At 73.9% G+C, this 12,519-nt stretch carries 7 protein-coding genes; 1 reads left to right on the top strand and 6 read right to left on the bottom strand.

Annotation, left to right across the window (positions count from 1 at the left end; translation table 11 throughout):
- Window positions 1–11: 11 nt before the first annotated feature.
- Window positions 12–980 carry a serine hydrolase domain-containing protein gene (locus ACH4TL_RS43810; protein ID WP_398330698.1) on the top strand — a complete coding sequence of 323 codons (969 nt, stop codon included), beginning with the start codon at window positions 12–14 and terminating at the stop codon, window positions 978–980.
- Here ACH4TL_RS43810 and ACH4TL_RS43805 read toward each other — a convergent pair.
- The 6 genes from ACH4TL_RS43805 to ACH4TL_RS43780 all read right to left on the bottom strand — a co-directional run bounded on the left by ACH4TL_RS43805 (window position 889) and on the right by ACH4TL_RS43780 (window position 12,051).
- On the bottom strand, window positions 889–1,929 hold the full coding sequence (locus ACH4TL_RS43805) for an FkbM family methyltransferase (protein WP_398330695.1): 1,041 nt from the start codon (window positions 1,927–1,929) through the stop codon (window positions 889–891). The two genes, ACH4TL_RS43810 and ACH4TL_RS43805, sit on opposite strands and share 92 nt — an antisense overlap.
- Complete coding sequence (locus ACH4TL_RS43800; protein WP_398330692.1) at window positions 1,902–3,800, bottom strand: stealth family protein; 1,899 nt, start codon at window positions 3,798–3,800, stop codon at window positions 1,902–1,904. Before ACH4TL_RS43800 ends, ACH4TL_RS43805 begins: the two co-directional genes overlap by 28 nt.
- A 574-nt stretch (window positions 3,801–4,374) precedes the next feature.
- Window positions 4,375–5,256, bottom strand: a complete 882-nt coding sequence (locus tag ACH4TL_RS43795) for a carbohydrate ABC transporter permease (RefSeq protein ID WP_398330689.1) — start codon at window positions 5,254–5,256, stop codon at window positions 4,375–4,377.
- Window positions 5,253–6,632 carry a carbohydrate ABC transporter permease gene (locus tag ACH4TL_RS43790; RefSeq protein WP_398330686.1) on the bottom strand — a complete coding sequence of 460 codons (1,380 nt, stop codon included), beginning with the start codon at window positions 6,630–6,632 and terminating at the stop codon, window positions 5,253–5,255. The genes ACH4TL_RS43795 and ACH4TL_RS43790 overlap by 4 nt, the downstream gene beginning before the upstream one ends.
- A gap of 24 nt (window positions 6,633–6,656) precedes the next feature.
- Complete coding sequence (locus ACH4TL_RS43785; protein ID WP_398330683.1) at window positions 6,657–8,030, bottom strand: ABC transporter substrate-binding protein; 1,374 nt, start codon at window positions 8,028–8,030, stop codon at window positions 6,657–6,659.
- Between the two features lie 235 nt (window positions 8,031–8,265).
- Entirely contained in the window at window positions 8,266–12,051 is a 3,786-nt protein-coding gene (locus tag ACH4TL_RS43780; protein WP_398330680.1) for an FHA domain-containing protein, read from the bottom strand.
- Window positions 12,052–12,519: the final 468 nt, after the last annotated feature.

The following is a 12,519-nucleotide window of genomic DNA, read 5'->3' as shown; positions in this document are numbered from 1 at the left end:
GGGTGGGGGACATGGCGGCGTATCTCGACGCTCAGGTCGCCGACGCCTCGCACCGGGAGGTCGTCGGGCCGCTGCTGGATGGTGGGGGTGCGAGTGGGGTCGTCGTGCGGCGGGGTGCCGTGATCGCGTCGTGGGGGGATCCGGGGCGGGTGGAGATGGCGTACAGCGCGACGAAGAGCGTGCTGGCGCTGGTGGCCGGGGTCGCTCATGACGACGGGGTGCTGGAGCTGGACGAGCCGGTCCGGGCGCGGGTCGGGTTGCCGCAGTTCGACGGGGCCCACGGGCGGGCCGTCACATGGCGTCATCTGCTGGACCAGACGAGCCAGTGGGAGGGCGAGCTGTGGGGGAAGCCGACGTCGGTCGACGCGCAGAGCACGCGGGAGGGCACCGAGTCGGCGGGCGGGCCGCCAGGGGAGGGGTGGGCTTACAACGACGTCCGGGTGAACCTGACCGCGCTGGCGCTCACGGTCCTGTTCCGCCGCGCGCTGCCGGATGTGCTGCGGGAGCGCGTCATGGCGCCGATCGGGGCGTCGTCGTCCTGGTCCTGGCACGGTTACGCCGACGCGTACGTGGACCTCGACGGCGCGCGGGTGCCGGTGGTCTCCGGTGGTGCCCACTGGGGCGGAGGGCTGTGGATCAGCGCGCTCGACCTGGCGCGGATCGGGCAGCTGTGTCTGCGGGGTGGGCTGTGGGGGCGTACCCGGGTGGTGTCCGACCGGTGGATCGAGCAGATGTGGACGCCGTGCCGGGTCAAGCCGAACTACGGGCTGTCCTGGTGGCTCAACGACCACCGCACGGTCTGGCCGACCGCTCCCGCCACCGGGCGCTGCGCCCGGGGCAACGGCGGTGCCCATCTGCTGTGGGTCGACCCCGCCAGGGAACTGGTCGTCAGCTCCCGGTGGGGCGCCGGAGTGGAAGAGCTGCTTGCCGCAGTGTCACGGGCGGTCGCACCAGGGCCGCGGCCGCGGTCAGGCGGGTGAGGGCGGGGCGGAGGGTGCGGGAGCGTGGGCGGTAGGGGGCGTTCCAGGCGAAGGGGAAGGACGCCTTGTCGGAGGTGAGGAGGTTCGTGGTCTCGTCGCAGGCCAGGATCGCGATCAGCCAGCGGCGTACGGCGCGGTGGAAGGCGGGGGTGAGGGGGCGGGGAGCCAGGAGCCAGTCGCGGGACTGGGGGCTGACCGCCTGCTGGTACGTGGTCTCGTCGTAGCGCTGCCAGGGCGACTCCGGGGTGATCGGGTGGAGGCCGTAGTCCATGGCGATGAGAGGGGTCAGGGCGGTGCGGAGGCTGCCGTGGTCGGCGCTGGGGAGGAGTTCGCAGATGATCCAGGGGCGGTGGCGGCGGATGGTGGCGAGGGCGCCGGTGAGGACGGCCGCCTCGTAGGTCTCGACGTCGACCTTGATGAGGTGCGGGACGAGGCCGCGGTCCTCGGTGAAGGCGTCCACCGTCGTGACCGGGACGGTCACGGACGCGGTGTGCTTGCGGTGGGCGGGGTTGAGGGAGTTCGAGGACTCCGACTTGTGGGAGAAGTACAGCTCCGCGGTGCCGGGCGCGGAGGAGAGCGCGGTCTGCTGCACCTCGTAGTCGAGGTTGTTGCAGTGGCGGATGCGGCGGCAGAGGGCGGCGGTCAGCGGGGTGGGCTCGAAGGCGATGGTGCGCGGGCCGCCCGGCCGTCGCCCGTAGACCGCGTCTACCAGGGCCGAGTACAGCCCGATGTGCGCCCCGATGTCGTACACCGCGCCGCCCGCCGGGGCCTGTCCCGCGAGGGCCAGCAGGGTGGCCTGGGTGGTGGGTTCGTAGCCCGCGAGGCCCGAGCGGCGCAACTGCCGCTGCACCGCGGTCTGTTTGCGGCTGAGCACATTGAGCGCGCGGGGGTACGGGCCGCGGGAGGCCAGGACGTCCGGGTTCAGCGGGAGGGTGATGGCGAGGGGCATGGCTGCCGCGGCTCCTGTCGGGTGACGGCCCGCTCCAGCGGGCTGGGGACGGGGAAGTAGGCGTCGAGGAACGGGCGGAGCAGGGCCAGCTGACCGGCCAGGTCGTGTTCGGAGGAGACCGTGTCGTTGAGGCAGAACGCCTGACAGTGGCGCGATCGCAGCAGTCGCGCGAGCCGGCCCGGGATGGTGGGGCGGGCGAGGTCGAAGTAGTCGTAGCGCAGCTGGGCCGGGATCGCGCGGCCGGTCAGGAACGCGTAGTAGTGGTGCAGCGAGGACGGCAGCGAGACGTCCGAGGTGGAGCGCACCCGGTTGGCCATGGTGGCGCGGATCGGGTCCGGGAACTCCCGCTCGATCTCGGCGAGGACGCTGGTGCGCACGGCGTGCGGGGTGTGCTTCATCTTCTGGGTGACGGTCGCCCCGAACCGGCCCTCCAGGAGCCTCCGGTTGTTCTTGCCCGCCGCCGATACGGGGACGTCCTGGTGGTCGGCGGGGGCGAGCGGGATGAGCGCGCGGGAGGGGAAGAACTTGGTGACGCCGTTGGCGAGGAAGAAGTCCTGCGGGGTGACGGGCGAGCCGAGGAACACGTCGTCGTTGAAGTAGAGGAAGTGTTCGGCGAGGCCCTTGATGTGGTGCAGCCGGGTCTCGATGGCGTGCGAGTTGAAGGTGGGCAGCACGGTCGGGTCGTCGAAGATGTCGTGGTGGTCGACGACGGTGATGCCGGGGTGGTCGAGCGCGAGCCAGTGCGGTACCTGGCGGTCCGTCACGATGTAGATGTGGCGCACCCAGGGGGCGTAGAGGTGGAGGGAGCGCAGGGAGTAGCGCAGCTCGTCGCGGTTGGCGTAGCGGGCGGCGTTGGCGGCCTGCTCGTGGTAGCCCTCGTACGCGCCCGTGCCGTCGCCTGTCGTGGCGGCGCGGCGGCGCTGCCACTGCGGGTCCGAGCCGTCGACCCAGGTGTAGACGACGTCGATGGGGAAGCGGACCTCGTCCGGCAGCCGGGTGGTGAACTCGGGGCGCGTACGGACCAGGGGGCCCGGGGACCAGCCCTCGGCCGGGGCGAGGCGGGTGAACATCTGGTCCGGGGTGCGGACGGCGTTGCCGGTGAGGGGGACGGAGGCGGTGGTGCGGTTGGGACGGGGGGCGTGGAGGAGGGTGGTGGTGGCTGTGTCGGCTGGGGTGTCTGCCGGGTCGTCCGCCGGGCCGTGCTCCCAGAACTCGATGTCGCAGCCGTGCGACGAGCCCAGGACCAGCTCCCCGTTCGGGGTGGTGTGGAAGCGGGTGAAGCGGACGACGGACTCGGCGGCGAGTGGGCGCCAGGCCCGGGCCGCCGCGCCGAGGCGCAGCGGGCCCGCGCCGCCCTTCCGGCGCGGGGGCAGCGAGACGTAGCCCGCCTCGCGGGCGCACAGCGCGCCGAGCGCGGCGACCACCGCGGCCCGCTGGTCCGCCCGTACGCCCACGGCGGAGGCGACGTTGCTGTAGCAGCGGACGACGAAGTGGTCGAGCCGCGCCTGGTCCAGCGCCTCGCACACCAGCCGCAGGTTCTCGGCGCGCGCGAACAGCGGGGTGGGCGTGCGGACGACGGTCGCGATCCGGGTGCCGCGGTCGTCGGCGATCACCATCCGGTCCGGTGCGGACAGCAGCCCCGTACGGACCAGTCGGCCCAGCCGCCGCCGGGCCCAGCGCAGCCGTAGCGCGCCGGTGGTGAGGGACAGCCTGCCCAGGCCGCGCATTGCCGCGCGGCGCAGCTCGGGGCGGGTCATGGCGATGACCGCGCGCCGCATCCGCAGCGGGACCGTACGCCGGTAGCCGCGCACCAGGGGCGGATCGGCGAGCCACGGGGGGCGGTGGGCGGCGGGCGGTGCGGTGAGGGGCATCGTGCGTCCTGGGGCGGGAGGCGCGGTACGGGGCGGTTCCTCACACCATCATCTGAACGCCGCCCCGATGCGGGGTCGGCATGGCGGACCACCCCCAAAGTGCCCCCATTCGGCCCAGCGGGCCCGTGGCGGCCCGGGCTGCGGCTGGGGGCGGCCTGCGGGTGCAGGTGGCTGGAGGGGGATTCCCCTGTCCCGCCCCTTCCCGAAACCGGGGCTCCGCCCCGGACCCCGATCCACGCTGCGGGCTCCGCCCCGGCCCGCGCCGGGGGCCGGGCACCGGGCTGGCTCGGGTGCCCTTGGGGCCCGGCGTCCGGAGGGACCTCCGCTCCCGGAGACGGCTGCGGCCCACGCTGAGGGCTCGGCCCCGGGCCCCGCCCCTTCGGGCTCCGCCCTGGACCCCGGGCCCTGCCTCGGACCCTGGACCCCGGATCCCAGGCCCGCACCGGGGTCCCACCCCAGACCCTCCGCCCCCGGCCCGCGCCGGGGGCGGAGGGGCGGGCCTCCGGCCCCCGGACATGGCCGCGGCCCGGCGCTTTGGTGGGGCCGGGCCGCGGGTGGGGTGGGGCGGGGCGGGTTACTTCACGGCGCCTGCCATGACGCCTGCCACGAACTGGCGCTGGAAGGCGAAGAAGACGGCCAGCGGGATGACCATCGAGACGAACGCGCCGGGGCCCAGGATGTCGATGTTGTTGCCGAACTGCCGGACCTGCTGCTGGAGCGCGACCGTGATCGGCGGGTTGCCGCTGTCGGCGAAGATCAGGGCGACCAGCATGTCGTTCCAGACCCACAGGAACTGGAAGATCCCGAGCGAGGCGATCGCCGGGGCGCCCAGCGGCATGACGACGCGGAAGAAGAGCCGCAGCTCGCCCGCGCCGTCCAGCCGGGCGGCCTCCAGCAGCTCCCGGGGGATCTCGGCGAAGAAGTTCCGCAGCAGGAATATCGCGAAGGGCAGGCCGAAGGCGGTGTGGAAGAGCACGACGCCGGTCGTGGTCTGGAAGATGCCGATCTCGCCGAAGAGCTTGGCGACCGGGATCAGCGCGACCTGGACCGGGACGACCAGCAGGCTGACGACGATCAGGAACCACCAGTCGCGGCCGGGGAAGTCCATCCAGGCGAAGGCGTAACCGGCGAGCGCGCCGATGACGACCACCAGGAGGGTCGCGGGGACCGTGATGGCGAGGGTGGTCCACAGCGAGTCGGTGATGACCTGGTTGCCGAGCAGCTTGTCGTACGCGTCGAAGGTCAGCTGCGACGGGTCGCTGAAGACCTTCCACCAGCCCGAGATGTCCACCTGCGAGGGGTCGCGCAGGGAGGACAGCAGCAGCCCCGCCGTCGGCATCAGCCAGAAGAGCCCGATGAGGACGAGGGCGACCTGCACCACCCCGCCCCCGGCCCGTTCCGCGATCCGCCCGACCAGGGACCGCTTCGCCTGTACGACCGTGTCCGCGCTGGTCATCGGCGGCTCTCCCTTCGGATCCGGCGGATGTTGACGAACATGACGGGCAGCACCAGCAACAGCAGCAGGACGGCGATCGCGCTGCCGAGGCCCTGGTTGACGTCGGTCCCGAAGGACGACTGGAAGAGCTGGAGCGCGAGGACGTTGGCGTCGTCCTGCGAGGGGCCCGGCGCGATGATGTAGACGAGGTCGAAGATCTTCATCACGTTGATCATCAGCGTGACGACGACGACCGAGAGCACCGGCGCCAGCAGCGGCACGGTGACCCGCCGGAAGACCTGCCACTCGCTGGCGCCGTCCATCCGCGCGGCCTCCATCAGCTCACGCGGTACGCCCGCGAGCCCGGCCGCGATGAGCACCATTGCGAAGCCCGCCCAGATCCAGACGTACGAGCCGATGATGGCGGGGGTGACGAGGGACGGGCCGAGCCAGTCGATGCCGTTGTACGGCGCGGAGAAGTTCCAGGCGGGCAGCCGCAGCTGGGCGCCCTCGGCCTTGGCGGGGAGGGTGTACGTACCGTCCGCCGCCGAGGTCGTCTTCGCGACGACCTTGCCGTCCTTGACCGCCTCGATCTTGAGGTCGGCCATCGCCTTCTCGCCCTTGTCGAGGGCGCCTTCCTTGCCCAGACCGCCCCGGGTGAAGTCGAACCAGACGGTGCCGGTGACCTTCCCGGGCTCGGGGCGGGCCGCCTTGGCGTCCTGCGCGCCGCTGATGTCGTCGCGCTTGGCGGCGACCAGCGGGATCGAGGCGGGGGACCCGGCTCGGACGGCGTCCCGGGTGGTGAAGGAGCCGTCTCCGGACTCCATCAGCCCGGCGTCCGGGCGCGGATGGGCGCCGGGGAAGGGCGGCGAGGCGCTGAACGAGTCGTGCACGCCCACCCACATGGCGTTGGCGACGCCCTTGTCCGGATCCTGGTCGTACACCAGCCGGAAGATGATGCCCGCGGCCAGCATGGAGATCGCCATCGGCATGAAGACGATCAGCTTGAACGCGGTGGCCCAGCGCACCCGCTCGGTGAGCACGGCGAAGATCAGGCCGAGCGCGGTGGAGATGGTCGGCGCCAGGATCAGCCAGATGATGTTGTTCTTGATCGCGGTCTTGGTGGCGTCGTCGGAGAACATCTCCGTGTAGTTGTCCAGGCCGACGAAGCCGTTGCCGCTCGCGTCGAAGAAGCTGCGGTAGACGGAGTAGCCGATCGGATAGACGACGAGGGCGCCGAGCAGCACCAGCGCTGGCAGCAGGAACACCGCCGCCAGCCAGGGCCGGGTGCCCAGGACGCTCTTCCTCTTCTTCTTCGTGGTCAGCGGTGAGGCCGGTGGGGCGGACGATGCCCGGCCCGGTGTGGCCGCGCCGCCGCCTGCTGTCGCGGTCGACATGATGTGGATCTCCCGGTCGGGTCGTCAGTTCTTGTACGCCTTGGCGGCATCGGCTTCCAACTGGCGCTGGATGCCTTCCACGTTCCTCGGGTTCTTGAGGAAGTCCTGGAGCGCTTTCCATTCGCCCTGGGCGGGCTTGCCGCCGAAGGAGGCCGGGGCCTGGTCGGACATGTCGAACCGGAAGTCATTGCCCGCCGCGATGAGCGCCTTGGCGATGTCGCGCATCGGGTCATTCGGATATGCGCTGAATTTGACGTTCTTGTTCGCCGAGATGAACCCGCCGGACTGGGCCCAGATGGTCGCGGCGTCGGGCGACGCCAGGAACGTCAGCAGCGCCTGCGCGGCCTTGCTGTTCTTCAGCGCCACGCCCACGTCGCCGCCGGTCACCACCGGTGGCTTCGCGCCGACCGCCGGGAACGGGAACACCTTGGCGTCCCCGCCGAGTTCCGCGCCCGCGTCCTGGACGTTGGCGGCGACGAAGTCGGCCTCGAAGACCATGCCCGCGTCGGGCTGGGCGGCATTGCCGAACGCCTTGGTGACCGAATCCGGGAACGCGGTCTGGAGCGCGCCGCTCCGGCCGCCCGCGACCAGGCCCTTGGCGCCCCACAGCTGGGCGAGCGTTTCGAGGGCCTTCCTGACGGACGGATCGGTCCATTTGATTTTGTGCTGGGCGAGCTGGTCGTACTTCTCCGGCCCGGCCTGGGAGAGATAGACGTTCTCGAACCAGTCCGTCAGCGTCCAGCCGTCCTGGCCGCCGACCGCGACCGCGTCGGTGCCGGAATCCGAGATCAGCTGGGCCTGTTCCAGGAATTCCCGCCAGGTCTTCGGGACCTTGGCGCCCGCGTAGTCGAAGGCCGAGGTGTTGTACCAGAGCAGGGACTTGTTGCTGGCCTTGAAATACACCCCGTACTGCTTGCCGTCCAGCGAGCCGAGATCCTGCCAGCCCTTGGCGAAGTTCTTGTTCACCTCCGCCTTGGCGGCGGCGTCCAGCGGTTTCGCCCAGCCCTTCTGCGCGAATTCGCGCATGACGCCGACCTGGCCGACCATCGCCACGTCCGGCGGTGAGCCGCCCGCGACCTTCGAGCCGACGAAGCCCGCCATGTCGTCACCGCTCGGTACGAAGGAGACCTTGGCGCCGGTGCGCTTCTCGAACTCCTTCAGCACCTTGGTGAAGTTCTCCTGCTCCGTCCCCGTCCAGACGGCGGTGACCTGGAGCTTCTGGCCCTTGAGGCTGGGCAGCTTCACGGTGACCGGCGGCGGGCCGCCGCTGACCGTGTCCCCGTCGTCGCCGCCGCAGCCCGCGGCGGTGAGCATGAGGGCTCCCGCCGATGCCGCGGCCACCGCGGCGCGTGCCGTTCGCTTCTTCCGCTTCCTGTTCCTGCGAAGCGATTTCTGCATCCCCGTTTCCCTCCGATGCCGACCGCCTCGCGCGCGGCCGTGTCCCGTGCGACAGTCCTACGCCCGGTCACCCAACGTGGCAATACTGTTTTCGGCGTTCACTCACGGTCGTGACCGGGCCGTGATGAACGCCGAATCGCAAAGGTGAGCGGATCGGGTGGATCCGTGATCGCTGATCCGTGATCGGTTAAAGCGTCAATTAATCGGCGGGGAGGGTGAGGAGAGCCGGGCAGGTTCAGATCAGCGCGGGCGCGGTCGGCGCGTCCGCCGACTGCGCGGCGCGCTGGAGCGCGCTGGCGAGCAGGGCCAGATCGGTCGGCCCGTTGCCCAGTTCGCGCAGCGGGCGGCGGGCCGGGGGATCGCCCATCCGCTCCCACTCCAACGGTACGACCGTCGGCCGCTGCGTCGCGGTGCGCGGTATCCGCCCGGTGACCCGGCCCGCCTGGAACGGGGTCGCCGCGGCGTCCTCCGGGCGCAGCAGGCGGCCACGTCCTGGGGCGTGCTCACCGGCCGTGGCCGATTCACCGTCCGGGGCGTGGGTCTCCGCCTCCGGCCGCTGCTCGGCGGAGGCGGGGCCCAGCGGGCGGGGCTCCAGGACGATCCGCAGCCCGGCCCGCTCGACCGCCGCCGTGTCCGCCGTACGGTCCGGGCGACCGGACGTCGCCACCAGATGGACGCCGAGATGGGCGCCGTCACGGGCGATCGCCTCCAGCGCGCGCACCACCGAACCGGCCGCAGGGCGGCCCGGACTGCCGAGCGCCGGGGCCACCAGCGCGTCGAAGTCGTCGACGAGGACGACGAGGCGGGGGAACGGGCGCGGCGGGGTGGCCGGTTCGGAGCCGTGCTGCCCGGGCTGACCGCTCTGGTCGCGTTGGCTGCGCTGGTCGCCCTGGTTGCGTTGGTCGGGCGCGTCGTCGCGGCCGCGCTGGGGGCGCAGCCGCACCGTCGTACTGGGCGGTGGGTCGATGTCGCCGGGGGAGCGCGGCGCGACCACCCGCGGGGGAGCGCCACCGGTCGCGCCCGCGCCCTCCCGGAGCCGGGTGTGCCAGGTGACGAAGTCCAGTCGGCCCAGCAACTCGGCCCGGCGCTTCAGCTCCGAGCTGAGCGCTTGCGCGAACTCCCGCATCCGCACCGGGTCGGACGCCGCCAGATACGTCGACACATGCGGCAGATCGGTGCACACCCGCAGCCCCTCGCCGCGCTCCGTGCCACCGCCGGCCCCCGCGCCGTCAAGGAGCACCAGCTCCAGCCGGTCGGGCCGTTCGGCGGCCGCGAGCGAGGCGGCCAGCGACCGCAGCAGCTCCGTCTTGCCGGTGCCAGGACCGCCGTCGATCAGCAGATGCGGGCCGTCGGCGGCCAGATCGACGGCGACCGGTCCGCGTGGCCCGGCGCCCAGCACCCCGAGCGCGCGGCCGCCCGCCTGGACCTCGTCCGCGGCGGCCGCCCAACGGGCCATCAGCGAGGCCGGGGTGGCCCGGGCCAGCCCCAACTCGTCCAGCAGCCGGGCCGAATCGGGCAGCGGGGCCGCCACCTGCCGCCCCGGGCCGCCCTCGTCGCCATGGCCGGAAGCCGCGGGGCGCAGTGGCGCGAGCGCCCGCGCGAACCGCTCGGCCCACGCCCCCGACACCGCGTCCACGGTGGCCGCCGTGGTGGCGCCCGCCACCCACTGGGGCACGCCCGCGCCGCCCGAGGCGGCATCCCGGTGCACGATCTGGAGCCCGGTGGCCACATCGCCGCTCAGCAGCGCCGCCACCTCGCACGACGCGAACGCCGCGGACCCCGCGCACGCCGTCTCGTAACTCACCGACAGCGGTGAGGCGGGCGACGCGGCCGGGGCCTCGGCCAGACACAGCAGATGGATCCCGGCCCCCGGGCCGCCGACCGCCAGCCGCGCCAGCGCCTCGCACAGCGCGGGCGGGCCCGGATCGCCGTCCACGATCACCACGGTGTACGGCCCGGACGGGCCCGTCGCGGCGTCCTCCAGCCGCCGGGTCAGCTCCGCCGTACGGGCCGTCACCTGCTCCGCGTCGTACGCCAGCAGCAGGCGGCAGTCCTGCCCGCGCAGCGGCTGGAGCTGCGGCAGCCAGCCCAGCCAGGACCATTCCGCGGGCCGGTCCTCCGTGCTGAGCAGCACGATCTCCAGCGTGCCCGGGGCGTGCAGCGCCGCCAGCTGCGCCACGACGGACCGGGCGAGCCCGGCCAGCCGCCCGCGCGGTCCCGCGAGCCCCAGCGAACCCGCCTGCCGCAGATCCGCGGTCACGGGCGCGGCGGGCAGCAGCCCGCCCGCGCCCGAGAGCCGGTCGGCGGAGCCGAGCCGCACGGTGAGCGCGTCCGGGTGGCCCGGCCCGCGCTCCCACAGCCGCGGCCCCGGCCCCAGCGCCGTCATCAGCACGGCGGCGGGGTCCGGCCACCGCCGGTGCAGCGCGGCGGCCTCCTCGGCCGCCCGCGCCGCGCGGTCCTCGGCGCCCGCCGCCTCGTCCGCGCCCCGCTCTTCGCCGCCCCGGCCCCCGGTCAACTGCCGCACCCAGGCCCCTATGCCGCGCCGCCGTACCTGGGCCCCGGGCGCGTCGTAGGCGTACGAGGGCGTCTCGCCGAGCCCCTGCGGCACGGTGGTCCCCCGCAACGGCGTCCCCCGCCCGGCCTGCCCGCCCGCGCCGGGCCGCCCGGGACCTCCCGGCTGCCCGCCGGGCCCCCAGCCGTCCCCGTCGCGCTGGCCGTGCTCTGCGGCCCGGGGGGCTTGAGCGCCGGTGCGCCAGTCGATCGCGCCGTGCGTTCCGCTGTTGCCCGGGCCGTCGTTGTACGGCGCGCCGCCGCCCGCCGGGCCGGAGGCCCATGGCTCCTGCCCGCCGCGCCCGCTGGTCGCGCCGTGCGGTGAGCCGCTGCCGCCCGCCGGGCCTTCGGCCCGGGTGTCCCGTTCGCTGTGCCGGGGGCCCGCGGCCGGGCCTGGTTGCCGGGTGGTTCCGCCGTCTGCGGTGCCGGTCCTGCCGCCGCCGGTCGAGGTGCCGTAGGGGGTGCCTCCGTCCGCGCCCGGGGCGTCATACGGTGCGCTGCCGCCTTCGGGCCCGGGGTGCCTGCCCCCGCCGGGCCACGGCTCCTGCGCGCCGCGCTGGGAGCCCCCGCCGCTCGCCGGGCCCTCGGCCCCGAGGGGCTGGGTGCCCGTGCCGTGGGTGGTGGGGGCCGCGGGGTCGGTCCGGCGGGCTACCGGGGTCCAGCCCCGGCCGGGGTGGCGGGGGACCGGGGCGCCGGTCCAGGGGCCCGTGGCGTGGGCCACGCCGTCCGTGCGGGGGGTGATCCTCAGGTGGCCCTCGCCGTCCGGGTGGGCGGGGAGGCGGGCCGGGGACGAGGGGGCGGCGGCAGGGGTGCGCAGCCGCAGGGCGGACTCGCCGATGCGGAGCAGCGCGCCCGGCGCGAGCAGGACGGGGTCGGGGCCGACCGGGGCGCCGTCGGCGGCGGTGCCGTTCGTCGAGCCGAGGTCGGCGACGGTCACCCGGCCGTCCTCGGCGACCGTCACGGCGCAGTGCAGCCGGGAGACGTCGGGGTCGTCCAGGGGGACGTCGGCGTCGGCGGAGCGGCCGATGCGGACCTGGCCGCCGTGGAGCAGGTGGACGCCGCCCGCGTCGGGCCCGGCGATCACGTCCAGGTGGACCGTGGCGTCGGACACCGCCGCCTCGGGCAGGCCGGGGTAGCCCGGGTAGCCGGGGTAGTGGTCGGGGTCGGCCGGGGCGTGGAGGGAGAGCACCGCGCCGTCCACCAGCGGCGGTTCGCCGAGCGCGCAGCGCTGGGGGTCGAGCCGCTCCGAGCCCGCGTACACCACGACCGCGCCGGTGCCGCCCCCGGCGTCGTGCCCGGCCGCGGCGACGGCGGCGGCGAGGCCGCTCGTCACGGAGGCGAGGGCGGTGCCGACGGGAGCGGTCACGAGCACGTCCACCGCGCCCGCGAGGGTGGGCGGCGGGGGCGCAGGATGGCCGGAACGGCCCGGGTGGGCGCTGCGCGGCCCGAGGACGGTCAGCCGAATCTGCATCGCCGTCAACGGTCCCTTCTGTCCGGGGGACCGGGCGGGGTTGCCAACCCCGCCGTCCCGCCCCCGGGCGCTTCGGCACGTACAGGTCCGTACGGGGTCGTACGGATCACGGAGCGTGAGCCCCCCGCCGCTCGGCGCTTCCGTGCTGCGTGCATCCTCGCACCTGCCACTGACACTTCGCCCGCCGCCCGGCGCCACATGATCTTGATTGGTCGGCTACTCGGCCGAAACTGGCTGATTGCGACCGGATTCGCTGCGTGTTCGCTACATGAGTGAGGGAGTGATCCACAGTGTTAAGGGATGGCAAGTGGGCAACCGACCCTCCGGATCACGCGTCTTTCCCCCGGGCACCGGATGGGCCGCCGCGCCCGCCCGGGCGGTGATCTGCGGTGATCGGTACGGCACCTCGGCCGTCCCCATTACAGTGGGCGGACGAGTACGGCAGGCAGTACAAGCGATGCAGCAAGC

This window comes from Streptomyces sp. NPDC021115 (genome assembly GCF_044333065.1).
In the GTDB taxonomy this organism is placed as follows: Bacteria; Actinomycetota; Actinomycetes; order Streptomycetales; family Streptomycetaceae; genus Streptomyces.
Note: the sequence above shows the minus strand (reverse complement) of the source record. Positions and strands in the feature narration are given on the sequence as shown.